The following is a 20,776-nucleotide window of genomic DNA, read 5'->3' on the forward strand; positions in this document are numbered from 1 at the left end:
CGTTCCTGGTCCCCCGAGCCTATCGGTGGCCGTGCGGCGGCCCGATCCCGGCCCCGGCAGTGGATCTGGGGGCCGGAGGCGCTCAGCCGGCGGCGGACTTGATGGAGGCCAGCAGACTTGCAGCAGTCGGGTTGGTGATGGACTGCCAGCCGGTGTACGGCTTGCCGTTGACGGTGAAGAACGGCGTGCCGAACTGGTCCTCCAGCTTCGATCCCTCGGCCAGACCCTTGGCGGCAGAGTTCTTCGCGAAGGCGGAGGTCGCCTTGGTGTCGTAGTACTTCTGGAACTTGGTGAGGTTCTCACCGGTGATCCCGGCGTCGGCGGCGAAGGTGTTGCGCAGCTGCTCGTCGGTGTAGCCGTCACCCTCCTCGGCGGGCTGATTCTTGTAGATGGTGTCGTGGTAGTCGGAGTACTTGCCCACCATCGCGGCCGCCGCTGCGGCCATCGAGGCCCGGTACGAGGCGTCGTTCCTGAAGTTGGTGTCCAGGAAGGTCAGCGTCCAGTACTGCAGCTTGATGTCACCGGAGGCGGCCAGCGCCTTGATCGAGGGGCCGTAGGTGTCCTCGGCGTTCTTGCAGTTGGGGCACTGGTAGTCCTGATAGATCGTCAGGGTCGGGACGCCGCTCTTGGCGGTGTCGGCATTGACCGTGATGATGCCGGTCTTCGGATCAGCATTGGGAGGAGTCACCTGGGCGCCAGTGGCCTGCTGGGCCTGCTGGGAGCTGCGGTGCCGGTCGATGCCGACCACGACCGCGACGACGGCGACGGCGATGACGACCAGGCCGGCGATCACGCCGAGCAGCTTCTTGCGCTTGGCTGCCCGGGCCTCGGCCTCCTGCTGGGCGCGCAACGCCTCACGACGTGATGACTTCGACTGACTCATGGTCTCCCTCAAGTTCGGTACGGCGGGCAGGATCGGGGACGCGCCGCGCAGCCATGTTACCCAGCGGCCGAGCCCGGGCCCTCAACGAGGCATCGTCGACATGGCGACCGCGCGCTGACACAGTCGCGCTGTCACAGCGAGCAGTTGTACCGGGGCAGTCCTCCGGCGGCATCCGGATCCGTCATCCAGCAGGTCTCCTCCGTGCCGTGCACCAGGGTGGCCGGCAGGGACTGGTCGCCGGCGAAGACCCGGGACACCGCCTCAGCCTTCTCCCCACCACTGACCAGGAACCAGATCCGGCGGGATCGGTTGATGACCGGAAGAGTCAGCGAGATCCGCTGCGGCGGCGGCTTCGGTGCGTCATCGACACCGACCGCGATCTGGCTGGTCTCGGGCACGAAGGCCGGATGGCCGGGGAACAGCGAGGCGACATGACCGTCCGGGCCCATTCCCAGCAGACAGATGTCGAAGATCGTGTCGCCGACCTCCTCGGCATAGGAGTAGGCGGCCTCATCGGGGTCGGCCCGGCCGTCGGCAGCCGGCATCACATGGGTGTTGGCCGGATCCAGGTGGAAGGCCTTCGACAACTGCAGGAGGCTCTGCAGGGAGTTGCGGTCCGGGTCGCCGGCCGGCACGAAACGGTCGTCCCCCCACCAGACGTGAAGCTTCTCCGGATCCACCTGCCCGCACTCGGAGGCATTGCCCAGCCTGCCGTAGATCTGATTGGCGATCCGGCCGCCGGTCAGGCACAGATCCACCCTGGGCTGGTTCTGCTGCATCATCACGATGTTGTGAGCCAGTCGATGTGCCACCCCCTCCGACAGCTCATCGGCGGACTGGTAGCGCATCACACGGGGGGCGTTCACTTGGTCGACTCCTGGTTCTTGGCTGCGGATCCGGCACTGCTGACGGGCTTCCTGGACGTCGGGGAGGGCTTCCCGGAGCGGGCACTGCTCCTGCCCGAGGCGGGCTGGCCGGCCTCCGACTGGCCGATCTTCTTGTGCAGGGCCTCCATCACCTCGGCCTGGACCGGATCGGGGTCCAGTCGTCGCAGCTCCTCGGCCATCACCTCACCGATGCTGCGCCGGTCCAGGGCGACACCGCGGGCCGGCTCGCCGGGAATCCGGTAGACCGCCGAGCGGCCATTGGTCCGGCGGATCTCGATGTCGCCGGCGGCGGTGGTGAGGGCCAGCGAGATGATCCCGCCGGGACCCTTGACGTCGACGCGCTCCACCGGGAGGTCCAGCTTGAGGGCCAGCCAGGCGGTGAGCAGGGAGGTCGGGCCATTGGTCGGGTCGGCCTCCACCCGGATCGCGCGAACCTGGCTGGGGCGCTGGTCCAGGGCGGCAGCGGCCAGCGCGCGCCAGGAGGTGATGCGGGCCCAGCACAGGTCGGAGTCACCCGGTGACAGGTGCCTGGAGCGGACCTCCAGAGCCTTGCGGGAGTCCTTGGCGGTGCCGCAGTCGGAGATCCGCCGGGTGGCCAGCTGGCCGATGGTGTCGGAAGCCAGATCCTTGGGGGCGTCGTAGGGCCACCAGGCGATCACCGGGGAGTCGGGCAGCAGCAGCGGCAGCACGACCGAGTCGGCGTGTTCGGCGATCTCGCCGGACAGCCGCAGCACGATGACATCGCCGGGGGTCGTCTCGGAGGTCTGGATCTCGGCGTCCAGGGTGTTGCTCCTGCCTCCGGTGTGGACCACCATCAGCACCCGGGCCGGGTGCTCGCGGGCGGCGTCGATGGCCTCGTCGAGAACCGAGTCGTAGTGGGCGGAGTCGCAGATCGTGATGAGGGTGTGCACCAGGGCGGTGCCGCCGGTCTCGCGATGATTCTCGATGAGCGCGGCGTTGATCTCGGCCGCGGTGGTGTCCTTGAGAGTGACGATCATGTCAGAAGTCCTGTCTGGCGGGCTCAGGGCCGGCGCCACTCGAATCCGTCACGGGCCAGCATCTCCTTGCCGGCGAGCGGCCCCCAGGTCCCAGAGGCGTAGCCGCACGGCGGGGTGGGGGAGTCGGCCCAGTGGTCCAGGATCGGGTCGAGGATCTTCCAGGCCAGCTCGACCTCCTCGTGCTGGGGGAACAGCGGGGGATCACCCAGCAGCACGTCGAGGATCAGCCGCTCGTAGGCCTCCGGGCTGGACTCGGTGAAGGAGGAGCCGTAGCCGAAGTCCATCGTGACGTCACGCACCGAGTTCTGGGTGCCGGGCACCTTCGCGCCGAACCGCAGGGTGACCCCCTCGTTGGGCTGGATCCTCAGCACCAGGGCGTTGGATCCCAGGGACTGGGTGTCGTGGAAGGGCAGGTGGGGTGCCCGCCGGAAGTTCAGCGCCACCTCGGTGACCCGGCGGGGCATCCGCTTGGCGGTGCGCAGGTAGAAGGGGACGCCGGCCCACCGGCGGTTGTCGACGCCCAGCCGGATGGCAGCGTAGGTCTCGGTGGTGGAGTGCGGGTCGACCCCCTCCTCCTCCAGGTATCCGGGCACCCACTGCCCGCCCTGCCAGCCGGCGAGGTATTGGCCGCGGACCGTGTGGGCGTCCAGGTCATCGGGCAGGGTGACTGCGGCGAGCACCTTCTTCTTCTCGGTGCGCAGCTGCTCTGCCTCGAAATTGGTGGGCTCCTCCATCGCGGTCAGCGCCAGCAGCTGGAGAAGGTGGTTCTGAATGACGTCGCGGGCCGCCCCGATGCCGTCGTAGTAGCCGGCCCTGCCGGCGATGCCGATGTCCTCGGCCATCGTGATCTGGACATGGGAGACGTAGTTGCGATTCCAGATCGGCTCGTAGATCTGGTTTGCGAACCGCAGCGCCATGACGTTCTGGACGGTCTCCTTGCCCAGGTAGTGGTCGATCCGGAAGACCGCGTCGGCGGAGAAGGTGCCCGACAGCAGGGCGTCCAGCTCACGGGCGCTGGCCAGGTCGTGACCGAAGGGCTTCTCGATGACCACCCGGTTCCAGTGGTCCTCGCCCTGGACGGCCATCCCATGGTTCTTGAGCTGGCCGATGACCTTCTCGAAGGACTTCGGCGGGATGGACAGGTAGAACGCGTGATTGCCGCCGGTGCCCCGTTCCTGGTCCAGGTCGCGGATCGTGTCGGCCAGCCGGGCGAAGGCCTCGTCGTCGTCGAACTCGCCGCGGACGAATCGGATGCCCTCCAGCAGCTGCTGCCAGACCTCCTCACGGAAGGGGGTGCGGGAGTGCTCGGCGACGGCGTCATGGACGACCTTGGCGAAGTCCTCATCCTCCCAGTCGCGCCGGGCGAAACCGACCAGCCCGAAGCCCGGCGGCAGCAGGCCGCGATTGGCCAGGTCGTAGACGGCCGGCATCAGCTTCTTGCGAGACAGGTCACCGGTCACCCCGAACAGCACCAGGACGCACGGCCCGGCGATTCTGGGAAGACGCCGATCTCGATGGTCTCTCAGCGGATTGCGGGCGCGCTGCCGCAGGCCACCACTGGCTGTATCGAGAATGCTCACGCGTCGTCCTTCCGGTCAGATGTGATGACCGTCGGCGTTCAGCCCTGCCGGACGGCAACGGTCACTGCCAATAGGCTAGTAGTAGCCCAGCGGTCACTGCTTCGCCGTCCGCGATAGCTGCTCCCGCCGGTTCGCCGCGGGTGCGGTGGGTGCCTACACTCGGCCTCAGCGCCCAAGGACCCAGGACCACCGAAGGAAACTGTGACCCATCACATGTCGAGAACGCTGAGAGCCGCTGCGGCCCTCGATGCCGAATCGACTGACCTCCAGTCGCCCGATGCCAGGTCGACAGGGGCCACCCCGTCACCCCGCGGATCGGGCGACGGCCGGCGCCGGAGCGGCAGGAGTGCCGCCCGGGCCCGGTTCGACGCCTATCTTGCGTTGACCAAGCCCCGGGTCATCGAGCTGCTTCTGGTGGCCACCCTGCCGGTGATGTTCCTGGCCTCGAGGGGGCTGCCGGACTGGCGACTGGCCCTGGTCACCTTGGTGGGCGGCTTCCTGGAGGCCGGCAGCGCCAATGCCTTCAACTGCGTCATCGACGCCGACATCGACGAGCGGATGCGCCGGACCAGACGCCGCCCGATGCCCCGCCACATCGTCGCCACCCGCAACGCGATCATCTTCGCAGTGCTGCTGGGCCTCGCCGGCACTCTGCTGCTCGGCCTGGGCGCCAACTGGCTGTCGGCCGGGCTGGCGGTGGCGGCCAACCTGTTCTACGTGCTCATCTACTCCCTGGTGCTCAAGCGGCGCACCTGGCAGAACACCATCTGGGGCGGCATCGCAGGCTGTTTCCCGCCACTGATCGGCTGGACGGCAGTGACCGGACGGGTGGGCTGGGAGCCGCTGGTGCTGTTCGGGCTGGTGTTCTTCTGGACCCCGCCGCACACCTGGGCGCTGGGGCTGCGGTACCGGGAGGACTACGCGGCCGGCGGCGTTCCGATGCTCCCGGTGGTCCGTGACGCCGTTCCGGTCTGCGTCCAGATCCTCGTCTACACGGTGATCACGGTGGCGACCTCTCTGGTGCTGTGGCCGGTGGCCTCGATGAACTGGCTCTACCCGGCGGTGTGCATCGTGGCGGGGGCGGTGTTCATCTCGGAGGCGGTGCAGTTGCTGCGCCGTGCCAGGGCCGGCCTGCGCGATGCCCAGCTCAAGCCGATGAGGCTGTTCCACTGGTCCAACACCTACCTGTCGCTGGTCTTCCTGGCCGTGGCGATCGATCCGCTGCTGCCCTGAGGGGTCTCAGAACGCGCTGACTCCCAGTGGCTGCGATTGGTGGCCACCCCCGGGCAGTCGGGTGATGAGGGTCTGGTGTCGCGGAGTTTCTCGATCTCGGGCACCATGCGGTTGGGGTCCGGGCAGGTGACGCGGGTCGAGGACCGTGTGGAGATGTCCTGGCGCTCGGGCACCCCGTCCTTCGGACACACTCTGACGATGTCGCAGACTGCCCGGGGTCCGGAGTCGGCGTGGGGTGCCACATCTTTCGAGGTGATCCTCGGGTACCCGGAGTCGACCAAGGTGTGCGCCGAGATGGGTGGTGTCGTCGGCCGTGGTCATTGCTGGATCTCGGTCGGGCGTATCGCCCCCTTCGGCTCCGGCTACGTCCCGGCATATCAGAGGATGGAGGCCGAACCCGTGTCCTTCTCGACGGCATGGGACGGTTCGCCGGTGGTGGTGAGTCGGGAGGATGTTCGTGCCCTCGCCACCCCGGAGGTGGCAGCTCTGGTCTACCGGCTGGTGGATGACGCACCGTCGGCGATGCACCTGTGGGGAGGATGTACCAGGCCTGGATCGGCAACGGTGGCGGAGCCGACAGTGATGGGCGGGTCGTCAGGTGCCACCGACGGGCCCTCGGCTGGCCAGCCGGTGGGAGGAGGCAGCATCCGATTCGGAGCGGTGGGTGCTGCCTGCCGGGCCATTCCCGACGGCCTCATCACCTGAACACCGGCCTCGTCACCGGTCTGACCCGTTACGGCCCGGCCCCGACCCGGTATCGCCACCAGGCACCGGCCATCGGTGTGGCCTCATCCCCAGCACGCGCCTGAGGGTCGCCCCGGCCTCAGCTCTGCCGTGGTGGTGCCAGATCCGGAGCCTGGAAGGGCCTGATGCCGGCCCACAGTGCACCCGTCGCCGCGGCGCACAGCGAGACTCCCACCATGTGCCAGATCACCAGCCAGGGGTTGAGGTGGGCGAAGTACTGGGCGTAGCCGATCACTGCCTGGAAGATCTCCACCCCCAGCAGGATCAGCGCCCAACGCCTCATCGGGGCGATCCTGCGCCCCGTGGCCACCAGCAGGGCGGCCACCGTGAGGATCACCAGGATCCACACCGAGATGCTGTGCAGCCGGGTCACCGTCTCCAGATGGAAGCCTGTCCGGCGGGCACCGGCGTCACCGGCATTGGGGCCCGAGCCGGTGACGATGGTGCCCAGCCACATCACCACCAGGGTGGCGGCCACCACCGCGCGCACCAGCCCCATCGCCAAACCATCCACCTCGGCGGTCTCATGGCGTCCGACCACCCAGACCAGCTTCACCGCGACCAGGATGATCGCCACCGACAACAGCAGGTGCAGGGCCACGATGAAGGGATTGAGCCCGGCTAGCACGCTGAGGCCTCCGATCACCGCTTGTACCGGGATCGCGACCAACGCGACCCAGGCCAGCGTGCGCACATTGCCGGCAGCCCGGGTGCGAGTGGCCGCCACCACGGCCATCGCCGAGGTGAGCAGCAGCACGAAGGTGAGCAACCTGTTGCCGAACTCAATGGCGCCGTGGATGCCCATCGACTCGTGCGGCACGAAGGACCCCGCCGCGCAGTGTGGCCAGGTGGGACAGCCCAGTCCCGATCCGGTCAGGCGCACCACGGCCCCGGAGACGATCAACAGCATATTGGCGGCCAAGGTGGCCAGCACCCAACCGTGCAGCGCCTCACGGGTGGCGGTGAGGCGATTCAGGACACCCATCGGAACACCTTGCGAGAGATCAGAGCCAGCACGACGGTCCACAGTGCCAGGCTGAGCACCGGCCACCACAGGGTGACACCGGCGCCCCAGGCCCGCAGTGACTCGCCGAGAGCGGTGGTGGGAAGTACCGCGACCACCGCCTGCAGTCCGCCCGGGTAGTCCTTCAGCGGCCACATCACACCGAGCGCCAGGCCCGCGAGATAGATCACATTGGCCAGCGCCAGGGTGGCCTCGGCCTTCAATGACCCCGACAGTGCCAGGGCGAACAGTGAGAAGGCCGACATCCCCAGGATCACGGAGACCAGCATCGGCAGCCAGGCGATCACCGAGCCGGCGGGGCGCCACCCGAGGATCAGCGAGACCACCACCAGGATCACCACCTGGAGGGTGGAGATGAGGGAGTAGGCCATCGCCTTGCCGGCCAGCAGGCCGCTTCTGCCCAGCGGAGTGGCGGCCAGTCTCTCCAGGACGCCGTAGCGCCTCTCGAATCCGGTCTGGATCGCCTGGGAGGTGAAGCAGGTCGACCAGATCGCCAGTGCCAGTACCGAGGGCGCCAACATCGACAACGGCAGTCCGACCCGATCGCCCACGAACCTCCCGCCCAGCAGGATGGCGATCGGCACCACCAGGGAGAGCACCAGCTGCTCGCCGTTGCGCATCACCAGCTTCGCCTCGGTGAGTCCGTGGTTACGGATCCGGGCTGCCGGCGAGGCGGCCCGCGGAGCCGGGTGAAGGTCCAGTGTCGTCATCTCAATGCCTCCCCGAGGGGCTGGACGGTGTGTCCCAGGAGTCCGCCCGATCGCTGGTGTGGGCCAGGAAGACGTCCTCCAGGCTGGCCTCGGCGGTGAGCTCGGCAACGCTGCCATCGATCGCGACCCTTCCCTGGTCGACGATCCAGATGTGATCGGCCAGCCGGGCCGCCTCGTCCATCGCATGGCTGGTGAGCACCACCGAGACGCCGTCGGCGCGCAGCTGCTCGATGATGTCCCAGGTGTGGTGGCGGGCGTGCGGGTCCATCCCGGCGGTGGGCTCGTCGAGGAAGACCAGCCGAGGCCGCCCGATGATCGCCGCGGCCAGGTTGACGCTCTGCTGCTGACCACCGGACAGCCGCCGGTAGGTGGTCCGGGCGAAGGGCCGGATCCCCAGCACATCGATGAGCAGCTCCGGGGCGATCGGGTCGGCGTACATCCCCGCCATGTAGTGCAGCAGCTCCCCGGCCCTGATGTTGACCCAGGCGCCGGCGCTCTGCGGCATCAGTCCAGTGGCCTCGGCGGCCTGCGGTGAGCCCGCTGGATGACCCAGCACGGACACCGTCCCGGAGTCGGGGCAGACCAGGGAGGTGCAGCAGCGCATCATGGTGGTCTTGCCGGCACCGTTGGGCCCCAGGATTGCTGTGATCTGGCCCTGTCGGGCCACCAGGCTCAGCCCGTCGAGGGCGATGACATGGCCGAAGGTGACATGGAGGTCGTCGATGACGAGCGGTTCGGGTTCCGGCACGAGCGACAGTGTACGGCCTGCCGCCACGGGCCCAGATCGACAGATCCGGGCACGGGCGGCAGGCCAGCACACATCGAGCTCCTGCTGCGCGACCGCCCCCGGCGGCCGACAGCCTGCGGTCAACGGGCGTGATCGCTGTGCTCGTCGGGTCTGGTCGCCGTCTGTGGGGACGCCGGTGAGGCGGGGCTCTCCGGGGAGACCGGTGAGGCGGGCGGAACCGGAGGCCGACCGACGGCCGGGAAGTCGTCGCCGGCCGGCAGGTCGAACAGGTCCTGCTCTGCCGGGTCCTCACCGCTGTGGATCCGCATCCGGTAGAAGGACCGGTAGACGAAGACCGAGGCGGTGACGAAGAACACCGCTGCCAGCAGGTGGGTGAGCAGACCGGCCCCGATCGAGACCGCCAGTTCGACGGCCAGCAGGCCGAACAGGGTGGTGAACTTGATCACCGGGTTCAGGGCCACCGAGGAGGTGTCCTTGAACGGGTCGCCGACGGTGTCCCCGACCACGGCGGCGTCGTGCAGTGGGGTGCCACTGGCATCCAGATCGACCTCGACGATCTTCTTCGCATTGTCCCAGGCCCCGCCGGCGTTGGCCATGAAGATCGCCTGGTAGAGACCGAAGATGGCGATCGAGATGAGGTAGCCGACGAAGAAGAAGGGGTCCAGGAAGGCGAATGCCAGGGCGAAGAAGAAGACTCCCAGGAAGATATTGAGCATGCCCTTCTGGGCGTACTCGGTGCAGATCTGGACGACCTTCTTGGAATCCTCGATGGAGGCCCTGGTGGCCGTCGAGTCGAGTCTGATGTTGTCCTTGATGAACTCCACAGCCCGGTAGGCCCCCGTGGTGACGGCCTGCATGGAGGCCCCGGAGAACCAGAAGATGATGGCCCCGCCGGTGATCAGCCCGAGCAGGAAGGGGGCGTGGGTCAGGCCGAGTTTGGTGACCTGGTCGGTGGCCGCCAGGCCGTTGGTCAGCGCCATGATGATCGAGAAGATCATGGTGGTGGCGCCCACCACCGCGGTGCCGATGAGCACCGGCTTGGCGGTGGCCTTGAAGGTGTTCCCGGCCCCGTCCTGCTCCTCGAGGAAATGCTTGGCGACATCCCACTGCGGGGTGAAGCCGAAGTCCCTCTCGATCTCCTCATCGATGCCATCGATGGTCTCGATGGTGGACAGCTCGTAGACGCTCTGGGCATTGTCGGTGACCGGTCCGTAGGAGTCCACGGCGATGGTCACCGCGCCCATTCCCAGGAAGCCGAAGGCCACCAGGCCGAATGCGAAGACCGCCCATTTGACCTCTGACATGGCGCCCATGTCGCCCAGCCCGGTGCTGGCGACCAGGAAGGAGGTGCCCATCAGGGCGACGGTGACGATCCCGAGCCAGAAGGCCGAGAAGTTGCCGGCCACCAGCCCGGAGAGGATGTCCAGGGAGGCGCCACCCTCCTTGGCACTGGTCACCACCTCGCGGACGTGGCGGGACTTGGTGGAGGTGAAGGATTTCACCAGTTCGGGGATCAGCGCTCCGGCGAGGGTGCCGCAGGAGACGATGATCGACAGCTTCCACCACATCCCGTCGGCCATCGAGCCGAGCATCCACCAGGTGGTGGCCACGGTGAGCAGGATCGACATCGCCGAGGTGATCCACACCAGCGAACTCAGCGGCTTCTCGAAGTCGAAGGCCTTGGCATCGGCGTAGCGGGCCCGGGTGACGGCGTTGTTGATGAGATAGGAGGCGAAGGAGGCGATCAGCATCACCACGCGGACCACGAAGATCCACACCAGCAGGGCGACCTGCTCGGAGGCGTTGGGGACCGCCAGGATGAGGAAGGTGATGAGGGCGACGCCGGTGACGCCGTAGGTCTCGAACCCGTCGGCCGAGGGGCCCACCGAGTCGCCGGCGTTGTCACCGGTGCAGTCGGCGATGACGCCGGGGTTGCGGGCGTCATCCTCCTTGATGTGGAAAGCGATCTTCATGAGGTCGGCGCCGACGTCGGCGATCTTGGTGAAGATGCCGCCGGCGATCCTCAGGCAGGCGGCGCCCAGGGACTCGCCGATCGCGAAGCCGATGAAGCACGGCCCGGCGACGTCGCCGGGCAGGATCAGCATGATGAACAGCATCATGAACAGCTCGACCGAGATGAGCACCATGCCGACGCTCATGCCGGAGCGCATCGGGATGTCGAAACACTCGTAGGGCTTGCCGCGCAGCGAGGCGTGGGCGGTCCGGGAGTTGGCGAAGGTGTTGACCCGGATGCCGTACCAGGCGACCCCGAAGGAGCCCGCCATGCCGACCAGGCTGAACAGCAGGATGATGAGCACCTTGGCGCCCATGTGCTGCAGGAACTGGAAGTAGATGAGGATGATCGCCGCGATGAAGACCCACAGCACCATGAGGAACTTGCCCTGCTGCTTGAGGTAGGTCTTGCAGGTCTCGTAGATGGTCTCCGAGACCTCCTTCATGGAGCTGTGCACCGGCAGCTTGTAGAGCTTGGAGTAGCTCAGCAGCCCGAATCCCAGCCCGAGCAGACAGACGACCAGGCCGATCCACAACAGCGTGGTGCCGGAGATTCCCCCCACCATCTCGTCGAGGGGCGGCAGCTTGATGTTGGCCTCTCCGCCCACATCATGGCCGCCGGCCGATCCGGTACCGCCGCACCCGGCCAGTCCGAGCAGGGCCGTACCGCCGAGGGCGGCCCAGAGCATCCGGCGGGCCGACGGGCGCGTCCCGATGGGGACGCCTGTCGTGTCTTGCCTGACATTCACGATTTGTTCTCTTCCTCGAGCACTCTCGTTCAGGGGCCTCCCGGAACACCGTCATGGTGACCGGCACGACGTCGTGGGATCCGAGACCCGTGAGGGTCACGCTATGACGACTGGATGGCGTTGTCACCGCCAGAAGGCCCGGATGTGCGCAAGATCACAATTTTGATGTCGACACGCGCAGCGCCGTGAGCGACGCCGCGCTCAGCCGCGAGCCGGCCCGGTCGTCGAGCGGATCACCAGGTCGGGGCGCACGAGGCGCTCCCCGGTTGCGGGCGACTCCCCGTGGATCTGTCCGACGAGGGTCGAGACCGCCATCGAGGCGATGAGGTCGACGTTCTGGCGCACGGAGGTGACGCCGGGATCCCAGTAGCGCGAGACCGGGGAGTCGTCGCATCCGATCACCGAGACGTCACCGGGCACTGACAGCCCGTGGGCGCGGATTGAGCGGATCGCTCCCATCGTCATGATGTCGGAGGCGCAGATGATGGCGGTGACCCCCTCGCCGAGCAGGTCGGCGGCCGCCTGGCCGCCCCCGGTGGCGGAGTAGATAGAGTAGGCGACGCGGGTGCCCTCGTCGGTCCCGAAGCGTCGGATCATCGCGGCGCGGAAGCCGACCTCCTTGCGCCGGACCGGGACGTAGCGCTGTGGCCCCAGGGCCAGTCCGATCCGCCGATGGCCCAGGGTGGCCAGGTGGTCGACGGCCTGGTCCATCGCCGAGGCGTCGTCATCGGAGATGAACGGCGCCTCCACCCCGGGGGCGAAGCCGTTGACCAGGACCATCGGCAGGCCGACGTCGATGAGGGAGCGGTAGGTGGACAGGTCTGCGGTGGTGTCGGCGTGGGATCCCGACACGACGATGATCCCGGCGGCCTGGCGGGAGCGGAGCACCTCGAAGTACTGGTCCTCGCGCATCCCGCCGGGCGCCTGGGTGCAGACCAGGGTGGCGAATCCGGCCCTGGCCGTGTCGGTCTCCACCGCCTGGGCGTAGGCCGCGAAGATCGGATTGACGAGTTCGGGGACGATGAGCCCGATCATCCCGGTCGTGATCGGCCGCAGGTGGGCGGGGCGCACGTAGCCGAGCACGTCCAGGGCGGTGAGCACGGCCTGGCGGGTGGCCTCGGAGACGCCCGGTTTGTCGTTGAGCATCCTGGAGACGGTGGCCTGGCTCACCCCCGCCTGCTCGGCGATGTCGGCCAGTGTGGGGCCCTCCATGTCACTTCACCGAGCCCGAGGTGAGGCCGGAGACCAGGTACTTCTGCAGCCAGAAGAAGACGACGAGTGGGGGCAGGCAGGCCAGCACGGTGCCGGCGGCGAAGACCGGCCAGTTGGAGTTGGTCTGCTCGGAGACGTACTGGTACAGGCCCAGCGCGAGGGTCTGGGTGGCGGGATCGTTGCCGACCACCACCGAGGCCACGACGTACTCGTTGAAGGTGTTGATGAAGCTCAGCAGCCCCACCACGGCCAGGGTGGGGATCACCAGCGGCAGGATGATGGTGAAGAAGGTCCGGGCGTGGCCGGCGCCGTCGATCTGCGCCGCCTCGTCCAGGGCCCGTGGCACGGAGTTGAAGAATCCGTACATGAGGTAGGTGTTGGCCCCCAGGGCGCCGCCGAGGTAGACCGCCGCCAGCGCCAGGAGGGATCCGATGCCGAGCACCGGCACCACATCCCCCAGGTTCGACAGCAGCAGGAAGATGGCGGTCACAGCCAGCATCTGCGGGAACATCTGGATGAGCATCAGGCTCAGCAGGCCGCCGCGGCGTCCGCGGAACCGCAGACGGGAGAAGGCGTAGGCGGCCAGCGCCGAGAACAGGACCGTCAGCAGGCTGACGCCGACGGCCAGCAGGGTCGTGTTGAGGTACCAGCGGCCGTAGGGGCGCTCCGGGTTGGCGAACAGCTTGACGTAGTTGGACCCCGAGATCGTGGTGAACAGCGAGTTGGAGCCGGTCATGGTGCCTGACGGGTTCAGCGAGGCTGAGAGGACGTAGAGGATCGGGAAGACGGCGAAGACGCACGCGGCCACGGCGACGACGTAGCGCCACCAGAGGCCTCGGCCGCGGGGGCCGCGGGATCGGGACTGTCGGGGAGCGCCCGTCTCGGTGGGCGGGTTCAGTGCTGCGGTACTCATGTCAGTTGATGTCCTCCAGCGCCCGGGTCTGGCGGAAGCCGATCCAGGAGATGACTCCGACGATGATGAAGATGAGGATCGCGAAGGCCGATCCGAGCCCGTACTGGCGGCCCTGGTCACCGAAGGCGACCTTGTAGACCATCGAGATGAGGATATCGGTGGAGCCGATGTCCAGACTCGTGTCGGTGAACCGCGGGCCGCCGCGGGTCAGCATGTAGATGAGATTGAAGTTGTTGAAGTTGAACGCGAAGGTGCTGATGAGCAGCGGGGCCAGGGAGACCATCAGGAGGGGGAACTTGATGTACCAGAAGGCGCTCCACCCCGACGCGCCGTCCACCTCGGCGGCCTCGTTGACGTCGTCGGGAAGGGACTGGAGGGCCCCGGTGGCCACCAGGAACTGGTAGGGGAATCCGAGCCACAGGTTGACCACCAGGATCGCCACCTTGGCCCAGCTGCCGTCGTTGAGCCAGGGAACCTGCAGCCCGCCGAGCAGCACCTGGTTGATGAATCCGAAGTCCTGGTTGAACAGGCCCGACCACACCATCGTCATCATGGTGGCGGGGAAGGCGTAGGGCAGGATCATCACCAGCCGGAACCAGCGCCTGCCCCGCAGCCGGGAGTCGTTGAAGATGAGGGCGAGGATCAGGCCCAGGGCGAAGCAACTGACCACCGACCCGATGGCGAAGACGAAGGTCCACACCAGGACCTTGAGGAAGGGCCCGCGCACCTGGGAGTTCGTGATCGCCGCGGTGAAGTTGGAGAAGCCGACGTTGACCTTCCAGCCGGGCTGGATGGTCTTCCCGTCGGCGGAGACGAAGGATCCCTGGCCGGAGTCGCGGTAGACGGTCCCGGTGGTGTCGGTGAAGGTGTCGGCCTTCTCGTCGTAGGCCATCGTCGACCGGTAGACGTAAGCCTGGGAGCCGGTGGTGGTGTGCAGGAAGCCGTCGGCGCCCTTGTCGCTGAGCGGTACCGCGAGTTTCGAGACCTCCGAGGAGCGGGTCGAGACGGCCGCGAAGTCCAGCACCGTGTAGCCGTCGGCCCCGGTGATGGCGCCCAGCGAGGAGGTGGTGACGCCGGAGGCGTCCTGGAGCGGGGTCTCGTTGTTCCCGGCGCGGGCCTGCCCGGTCTTCGGGTCGACGACGATGAGCCACAGCTCGTCCCCGCCGCCGTTCTTCGTGGCGACGGCGGCCTTGTAGGTCGCCGAGTCCGGCACCCGGGCCTGGTTGTTCTGCTGGATGGCCAGGACGGCGTCGTCCTTGGATCCATTGTGGCCGTCGCCGTAGTTGGTGAACCCGACGTAGACGGTGTACAGCATCACGCTCACCGAGAAGATGAGCATGAAGGCGACGCCGGGCGCCAGGTATTTGCCGGGCAGCTCCCGGTTGGGCGGCAGGTAGATGAGGTTGACGGCGATGGTGCCGACCGCGATGACGGCCACGATCACCCAGGACGCCTTGGCCACGGCGGCCAGCAGGCCCAGGACCATGAGAGCGTCGAAGCCCCCCAGCAGCACGATCTTGATCACCCAGGACCACGCCCCGCCGGAGAACCTGACCTGTGCCCGGTGGACGCGCTCCTCCCGTTGCGCGGGGGGCGTGAAATCTTCCTTCGTCATTTCCAGCCTGTCGTCTGTGAGAGCTGCGATTGTGAGTGCCGTCGTGTCCCCGGGGCCCGGCGCGCCGGGCCCCGGGGGTCGTGATCAGTGGGTCACTTGATCTTGGCCTGGAGGCCGGTGACCATCTTCTGCCAGGTCGCGGCCGGATCGGCGGACTTGCCCGACAGGATGGCGGCCTCGGCGTTGCCCCAGTCGGTCCACACCGAGTCCATGGCCGGCACGGCCGGCATAGGGACCCCCTTGGCGCCGACGGCTCCGTAGGCGGCGACGTCCTTGTCCGACTTCGCCTTCTCGAAAGCCTCCTTGTTGGCCGGCGGGCGTTGCCCGGCCTCGAAGAGCTTGTACTGGATGTCGGCGTTGCCGATGTACTCGACGATGAACTTCTGAGTGGCGACGGTGTTCTTCGACTTGGAGCTCATCGCGAATCCCTGGACGCCGACGAAGGGGGTCGCGGCCTGGGGGCCGGCGGCCGGGATGGCCTCGATGGCGTAGGGGATCTTCTTGGCCTTGATGTCGGCCAGGTTCCAGGGTCCGGAGATGAAGAAGGGGCTTTGTCCCGACACGAAGGAGGTCTTGGCGATGTCGTTGGAGATGTTGATGTTGAGCGTCTTGGCCTTCTGCTGGGCGGCCAGCCAGGTGGCGAAGGAGGCGCCCGCGGCGTCCCCCATGCCCAGCGTCGTGCCGTCATAGGCGCCGTCGGCGCCGATCTTGAAGACGGGGGCGTTGAAGGAGGCCTGGAAGGGGTACAGGTTGTAGGGGCTGGCGGCCTGCACCGAGTCCATGCCGACCAGGACGGGGTACTTCGCTCCGGACTTGCGGCCGGCGGCGACCATGGCGTCCCAGCTGGTGACCGCGGAGGGGGCGAGCTTGGTGTTGCGGATCAGGGCCAGGTTCTCGGTGGAGTAGGGGACGCCGTAGATCTTGTCCTGGTAGGTGAAGGCCTTGATGGCGATGTCCTGGTACTGGTCGGTGGTGTCGCCGAGCTCGAGGGGGGCGACGACGCCGTTCTTGACCAGGGTGCCGAGGCGGTCGTGGGCGCAGATGATGGCGTCGGGCCCCTTGCCGGTGGGCACCTGTGTGATGAAGTCGGGGACGATCTTGGAGTTGTCCTTGACCACCAGGTTCACGGTGACGCCGACGTCCTTCTTGAACTGGGCGGCGGCGCTCTTGAGGACGGGCGCCCGGTCGGAGTCGACCCAGATGGTGATGGTTCCGGCCCCTGCGGATCCCGAGGCGGCGGGGGTAGACGAACTGCTGGAGTCCGATCCGCCGCAGGCGGAGAGCACGCCAAGGGCTCCCAGCCCCAGTCCTGAGAGCAGCAGTGAGCGACGCGCGATGTCGGTCATGGGTAGTCAGTACCTTTCGCTGATGCGTTCGACGGCCATCGTCGAGCGCGTGGTGCGGAGGCTCCTCCACCACTGGATGTGGAAGCTCTTGCAACCGGGCCCAATTCTTGCAAAATCTTTCATGGTTGTCCACAGTGGCCTCACTTCGAGGGATGCCCGTCTCGAGGAAGGGTCGCCTTACTTGCATCGCGGCAACATTTGGAAACAATGGAGTTGTGAAAAATTCGAATGATCCCTCGCGTGAGCACGGCGAGGGCCGTCCCATGCCAGAAGATCGCTTCGAAGAGCCGGCCGATGGCACCACTCGCGACCGGGTGATGTCCTCGATCCTCCATCACGGACCCTCCACCGCTGCTCAGTTGGCCGACCGGCTGGGTCTCACCCCCGCTGCTGTGCGGCGCCACCTCTCAGCCCTGGGTGAAAGCGGACAGATCGCCAGCCGGGAGCAGCGGGTCTTCGGCAGCCGCGGCAGGGGACGGCCCTCGCGGGTGTTCTACCTCACCGACTCCGGTCGCGCCGACTACTACACCGCCTACGACGAGCTGGCCATCTCGGCCCTCACCCAGTTGGCGGCCGCCGCCGGCCCCGATGCGCTGGCCGCCGTGGCCCAGGCCAGGGTCGACGACATCGAGGCGAGGTACCGCCGACTGCGCGATGCCAAGCCCGACCAGGATCCGGCCGAGACGCTGGCCGAGTGTCTCTCGGCCGATGGCTACGTCGCCTCCCTGGAACCGGCGGTGGCAGGAGCTCAGATCTGTCAGCACAACTGCCCGGTGGCCGAGGTCGCCAAGGTCTTCCCGGAGCTGTGCGAGGTGGAGACCCGGCTGTTCGCGGAGCTGCTGGGCTCCAACGTCCAGCGACTGGCCACCATCGCCCACGGCGACGGGGTGTGCACCACCCACGTCCCGGTCGATGTGGAGATCACCCGAAAACGGATAGCCGGCGCGCCGGTGGCCGACTGATGGCTCATCCCGCGCGCACGGCGTCCGCCCCGGCCCGCACTCCTACCCGACAGCCCATCGGGGCTCTCAACTCCATTCAGGCTTCGACCAATCGAAAGGCCCAGATATGACTCAGGTCGACACAACCACCGCCCTGCCGGGCACCGGCGCGACCCAGGACGAGCACCTGGCCGCCCTCACCGGGTACAAGTACGGCTGGCATGACTCCGACGCCTACGCCGCCGCCTCCCAGCGCGGCCTCTCCGAGGAGGTCGTGCGCGGCATCTCGGCGATGAAGCACGAGCCCGAGTGGATGCTCAAGCTGCGTCTCAAGGCGCTGCGCCAGTTCCAGAAGAAGCCGATGCCGACCTGGGGTGTCAACCTCGACAGCATCGACTTCGACCAGATCAAGTACTTCGTGCGCGCCCAGGAGAAGCAGGCGAAGTCCTGGGAGGATCTGCCCGCCGACATCAAGAACACCTACGACCGGCTCGGTATCCCCGAGGCCGAGAAGGACCGCCTGGTGGCCGGTGTCGCCGCCCAGTACGAGTCCGAGGTGGTCTACCACAAGATCAACGAGGAGCTCGGCAAGCAGGGAGTGATCTTCCTCGACACCGACACCGCGCTGCGCGAGTGCCCCGAGCTGTTCAAGGAGTACTTCGCCTCCACCGTGCCGGTCGGCGACAACAAGTTCGCCGCCCTTAACACCGCGGTGTGGTCGGGTGGCTCCTTCATCTATGTGCCCAAGGGAGTCCACTGCACCATCCCGCTGCAGGCCTACTTCCGGATGAACACTGAGAACCTCGGCCAGTTCGAGCGGACCCTGATCATCGTCGACGAGGGTGCCTATGTGCACTACGTCGAGGGGTGCACCGCCCCGATCTACAAGTCCGACTCGCTGCATGCCGCGGTGGTGGAGATCATCGTCAAGAAGAACGCCCGCTGCCGTTACACGACCATCCAGAACTGGTCGAACAACGTCTACAACCTCGTCACCCAGCGCGCCTATGTGGAGGAGGGCGGGACGATGGAGTGGATCGATGGAAATATCGGCTCCAAGTCCAATATGAAGTACCCGGCCTGCTACCTGATGGGCGAGCACGCCAAGGGCGAGGCCCTGTCGGTGGCCTTCGCCGCCGAGGGTCAGCACCAGGACACCGGCGCCAAGATGGTCCACTACGCGCCCTACACCTCCTCGACGATCGTCTCGAAGTCGATCTCCCAGGGAGGCGGCCGGTCGGCCTACCGAGGCCTGGTCGAGGTGGGCAAGAACGCCCACCACTCGGCCTGCTCGGTGCGCTGCGATGCGCTGCTGGTCGACGACATCTCGCGTTCCGACACCTACCCCTACAACGACGTGCGCACCGACGAGGTGTCGATGGCCCACGAGGCCACCGTCTCCAAGGTGAGCGAGGACCAGCTCTTCTACCTCATGCAGCGAGGTCTCACCGAGGAGGAGGCGATGGGCATGATCGTTCGTGGATTCATCGAGCCGATCGCCAAGGAGCTCCCGATGGAGTACGCCCTGGAGCTCAACCGGCTCATCGAGATCCAGATGGAGGGTGCGGTCGGCTGATCGGCCGACCACCACATCACCGCCAATCCTCAAGAAAGAGAGCACACAGTTGACCGCACCGGTCCAGGCCCCCGTGAAGGGTCACAACGTCACGATCGAGGGGGACGTCGAGTCCCACCTGCACCCGCGCCCCTCCTGGCGGCTCGCCGACCATCCGATGCCCACCGGGCGTGAGGAGATCTGGCGGTTCACCCCGGTTCGGGAGTTCGCCCCGATCCTGGCCGAGAAGCCGACCCGGGCCAGCCTCGAGTGGGACATCCGGGCCCCCGAGGCGGTGGCGGTCCACGAGTTGACCCAGGCCGATCTGCGCGATCTGGCCGAGACCCCCCAGGACCGGATGTCGGCCGCTGCAGCGGCCAACTCCGCCAACCCGTCGGGGAGGATCACGATCCCGGCGAATGCGCAGCTCGACGACCCGATCGACATCGATCTCACCGGAACCGGTTCGGCGGAGCCGGTCTACCAGAATGTCGTCGTGGAGATCGGCTCCTGCGCCAAGGTCACCCTGGTGGTGCGGTACCGGGGTTCGGCGAATCTGGGGGAGAACTGGACCTTCCGGATCGCTGACGGCGCCGAGGCCACCATCGTCTTCGTCCACGAGTGGGACGACGACGCCGTGCACGGCGCCCAGATCGCCTTCGAGCTGGGACGCGACACCACGGTGCGCACCGCCCAGGCGAGTTTCGGGGGCAAGGCGCTGCGCATCTCGCAGACGGCCTCCTTCCAGGGGCCGGGAGCCGACCTGTCGCAGCTCGGCGTCTACTTCGCCGACGCCGACCAGCACATCGAGCACCGGCTGTTCGTCGATCACAACTCCCCGCGCACCAAGTCCCGGGTCGACTTCCGGGGTTGCCTGCAGGGAGCCGGTGCGCACACCGTGTGGGTCGGCGATGTGCTGATCCGCCCGGTCGCCGAGGGCATCGACACCTACGAGTCGAACAAGAACCTGGTCCTCACCGAGGGATGCCGGGCCGATGCGGTGCCGAACCTGGAGATCCAGACCGGAAACATCGTGGGAGCCGGGCACTCGGCCTCCACCGGCCGTTTCGACGCCGAGCAGTTGTTCTACCTGGAGTCCCGCGGCATCGACGAGGAGGAGGCGCGGCGCCTGGTGGTGCACGGATTCTTCACCGACATCGTCCGCCGGATCGGCGTCGAGGAGATCAGCACCGAGCTGATGAACCGCATCGAGAAGGAACTTCTCGAGACCCTCGGAGCCTCCACCCAGCCCGCCGTCGCCGACAAGCCCTCGGAGGGCTGAGATGGCGGCGGTGAAGGTGACGACCATCGACCAGCTGGAGGACGACACCCCGGCCGAGTTCGACGAGGTCGAGGGCACTGACATCGTCCTGGTGCGCACCCAGGGCCAGACCTTCGCGATCGGAGCCCTGTGCAGCCATGCCGAGGTGCCGATGGTCGAGGGCGAGGTCGAGGACTGCGCTCTGGAGTGCTACATGCACGGCTCGATGTTCGACCTGCGCACCGGCGCACCGCTCAGTCTGCCGGCCACCGAGCCGATCCCCGTTTATCCCGTGACCATCGACGGCGACGACGTCCTCGTCGACGTCGCCAATCCCATTCCCTACAAGGAGTCCTGAAACCCC

General features: G+C 67.3%; 18 protein-coding genes. 6 read left to right on the top strand and 12 right to left on the bottom strand.

Annotated elements, in window-relative coordinates:
* Nucleotides 1-82: 82 nt before the first annotated feature.
* From G554_RS0113225 to zwf, 4 genes are all read right to left on the bottom strand, one after another.
* On the bottom strand, nt 83-895 hold the full coding sequence (locus G554_RS0113225) for a DsbA family protein (RefSeq protein WP_027588272.1): 813 nt from the start codon (nt 893-895) through the stop codon (nt 83-85).
* A gap of 119 nt (nt 896-1,014) precedes the next feature.
* A complete protein-coding gene (gene pgl / locus G554_RS0113230) occupies nt 1,015-1,749 on the bottom strand; it encodes a 6-phosphogluconolactonase (protein WP_027588273.1) in 735 nt (244 codons plus the stop codon).
* Nucleotides 1,746-2,768, bottom strand: coding sequence for a glucose-6-phosphate dehydrogenase assembly protein OpcA (locus tag G554_RS16415; protein WP_084648550.1), 1,023 nt, complete (start codon nt 2,766-2,768; stop codon nt 1,746-1,748). The genes pgl and G554_RS16415 overlap by 4 nt, the downstream gene beginning before the upstream one ends.
* A gap of 23 nt (nt 2,769-2,791) precedes the next feature.
* The gene (gene zwf, locus G554_RS0113240) at nt 2,792-4,342 is read right to left on the bottom strand and encodes a glucose-6-phosphate dehydrogenase (RefSeq protein ID WP_084648569.1); all 1,551 of its coding nucleotides are present in this window, start codon (nt 4,340-4,342) and stop codon (nt 2,792-2,794) included.
* 207 nt (nt 4,343-4,549) lie between these two features.
* On the opposite strand from zwf, the gene G554_RS0113245 reads away from it, so the two are divergent.
* Together G554_RS0113245 and G554_RS0113250 are read left to right on the top strand one after the other, a co-directional pair.
* Nucleotides 4,550-5,581 (top strand): heme o synthase, encoded by a 1,032-nt coding sequence (locus G554_RS0113245; protein ID WP_027588275.1) that lies wholly within the window; start codon nt 4,550-4,552, stop codon nt 5,579-5,581.
* 75 nt (nt 5,582-5,656) lie between these two features.
* Nucleotides 5,657-6,286 (top strand): hypothetical protein, encoded by a 630-nt coding sequence (locus G554_RS0113250; protein WP_027588276.1) that lies wholly within the window; start codon nt 5,657-5,659, stop codon nt 6,284-6,286.
* 118 nt (nt 6,287-6,404) lie between these two features.
* Here the strand turns inward: G554_RS0113250 and G554_RS0113255 are convergent, their stop codons facing one another.
* The 8 genes from G554_RS0113255 to G554_RS0113290 all read right to left on the bottom strand — a co-directional run bounded on the left by G554_RS0113255 (nt 6,405) and on the right by G554_RS0113290 (nt 16,511).
* Nucleotides 6,405-7,310: a COX15/CtaA family protein gene (locus G554_RS0113255; protein WP_036925788.1), complete on the bottom strand. Its 906-nt coding sequence runs from the start codon at nt 7,308-7,310 to the stop codon at nt 6,405-6,407.
* Entirely contained in the window at nt 7,298-8,059 is a 762-nt protein-coding gene (locus G554_RS0113260) for an ABC transporter permease (protein WP_027588278.1), read from the bottom strand. The genes G554_RS0113255 and G554_RS0113260 overlap by 13 nt, the downstream gene beginning before the upstream one ends.
* Nucleotide 8,060: 1 nt before the next feature.
* Nucleotides 8,061-8,807: an ABC transporter ATP-binding protein gene (locus G554_RS16420; RefSeq protein WP_051233135.1), complete on the bottom strand. Its 747-nt coding sequence runs from the start codon at nt 8,805-8,807 to the stop codon at nt 8,061-8,063.
* Between the two features lie 119 nt (nt 8,808-8,926).
* The gene (locus G554_RS16425) at nt 8,927-11,509 is read right to left on the bottom strand and encodes a sodium-translocating pyrophosphatase (protein ID WP_281167977.1); all 2,583 of its coding nucleotides are present in this window, start codon (nt 11,507-11,509) and stop codon (nt 8,927-8,929) included.
* A 261-nt stretch (nt 11,510-11,770) separates the two neighbouring features.
* A complete protein-coding gene (locus G554_RS0113275) occupies nt 11,771-12,781 on the bottom strand; it encodes a LacI family DNA-binding transcriptional regulator (RefSeq protein WP_027588279.1) in 1,011 nt (336 codons plus the stop codon).
* A 1-nt stretch (nt 12,782) separates the two neighbouring features.
* On the bottom strand, nt 12,783-13,694 hold the full coding sequence (locus G554_RS0113280; protein ID WP_036925792.1) for a sugar ABC transporter permease: 912 nt from the start codon (nt 13,692-13,694) through the stop codon (nt 12,783-12,785).
* A 1-nt stretch (nt 13,695) separates the two neighbouring features.
* Nucleotides 13,696-15,309, bottom strand: coding sequence for an ABC transporter permease subunit (locus tag G554_RS0113285; RefSeq protein WP_027588281.1), 1,614 nt, complete (start codon nt 15,307-15,309; stop codon nt 13,696-13,698).
* A 92-nt stretch (nt 15,310-15,401) separates the two neighbouring features.
* Complete coding sequence (locus tag G554_RS0113290; RefSeq protein WP_027588282.1) at nt 15,402-16,511, bottom strand: sugar ABC transporter substrate-binding protein; 1,110 nt, start codon at nt 16,509-16,511, stop codon at nt 15,402-15,404.
* Between the two features lie 407 nt (nt 16,512-16,918).
* On the opposite strand from G554_RS0113290, the gene G554_RS0113295 reads away from it, so the two are divergent.
* From G554_RS0113295 to G554_RS0113310, 4 genes are all read left to right on the top strand, one after another.
* Nucleotides 16,919-17,617, top strand: coding sequence for a helix-turn-helix transcriptional regulator (locus G554_RS0113295; RefSeq protein WP_154654289.1), 699 nt, complete (start codon nt 16,919-16,921; stop codon nt 17,615-17,617).
* Between the two features lie 106 nt (nt 17,618-17,723).
* Nucleotides 17,724-19,172 carry a Fe-S cluster assembly protein SufB gene (gene sufB, locus G554_RS0113300; protein ID WP_027588284.1) on the top strand — a complete coding sequence of 483 codons (1,449 nt, stop codon included), beginning with the start codon at nt 17,724-17,726 and terminating at the stop codon, nt 19,170-19,172.
* 157 nt (nt 19,173-19,329) lie between these two features.
* A complete protein-coding gene (gene sufD, locus G554_RS0113305; protein WP_027588285.1) occupies nt 19,330-20,433 on the top strand; it encodes a Fe-S cluster assembly protein SufD in 1,104 nt (367 codons plus the stop codon).
* A 1-nt stretch (nt 20,434) separates the two neighbouring features.
* Nucleotides 20,435-20,770 carry a non-heme iron oxygenase ferredoxin subunit gene (locus G554_RS0113310; RefSeq protein ID WP_027588286.1) on the top strand — a complete coding sequence of 112 codons (336 nt, stop codon included), beginning with the start codon at nt 20,435-20,437 and terminating at the stop codon, nt 20,768-20,770.
* Nucleotides 20,771-20,776 lie beyond the last annotated feature (6 nt).

The organism is Acidipropionibacterium thoenii DSM 20276, from assembly GCF_000423445.1.
Classification (GTDB): domain Bacteria; phylum Actinomycetota; class Actinomycetes; order Propionibacteriales; family Propionibacteriaceae; genus Acidipropionibacterium; species Acidipropionibacterium thoenii.

What these genes read in the sequence shown, in the direction of transcription:
- G554_RS0113295 (WP_154654289.1), top strand. Translation starts at nt 16,919, where the DNA reads ATGCCAGAAGATCGCTTCGAAGAGCCGGCCGATGGCACCACTCGCGAC.
- sufB (WP_027588284.1), top strand. Translation starts at nt 17,724, where the DNA reads ATGACTCAGGTCGACACAACCACCGCCCTGCCGGGCACCGGCGCGACC.
- G554_RS0113255 (WP_036925788.1), bottom strand. Translation starts at nt 7,310, where the DNA reads ATGGGTGTCCTGAATCGCCTCACCGCCACCCGTGAGGCGCTGCACGGT.
- G554_RS0113285 (WP_027588281.1), bottom strand. Translation starts at nt 15,309, where the DNA reads ATGACGAAGGAAGATTTCACGCCCCCCGCGCAACGGGAGGAGCGCGTC.
- G554_RS0113310 (WP_027588286.1), top strand. Translation starts at nt 20,435, where the DNA reads ATGGCGGCGGTGAAGGTGACGACCATCGACCAGCTGGAGGACGACACC.
- G554_RS0113280 (WP_036925792.1), bottom strand. Translation starts at nt 13,694, where the DNA reads ATGAGTACCGCAGCACTGAACCCGCCCACCGAGACGGGCGCTCCCCGA.
- G554_RS0113275 (WP_027588279.1), bottom strand. Translation starts at nt 12,781, where the DNA reads ATGGAGGGCCCCACACTGGCCGACATCGCCGAGCAGGCGGGGGTGAGC.
- G554_RS16415 (WP_084648550.1), bottom strand. Translation starts at nt 2,768, where the DNA reads ATGATCGTCACTCTCAAGGACACCACCGCGGCCGAGATCAACGCCGCG.
- sufD (WP_027588285.1), top strand. Translation starts at nt 19,330, where the DNA reads ATGCCCACCGGGCGTGAGGAGATCTGGCGGTTCACCCCGGTTCGGGAG.
- G554_RS0113260 (WP_027588278.1), bottom strand. Translation starts at nt 8,059, where the DNA reads ATGACGACACTGGACCTTCACCCGGCTCCGCGGGCCGCCTCGCCGGCA.
- G554_RS16425 (WP_281167977.1), bottom strand. Translation starts at nt 11,509, where the DNA reads ATGCTCTGGGCCGCCCTCGGCGGTACGGCCCTGCTCGGACTGGCCGGG.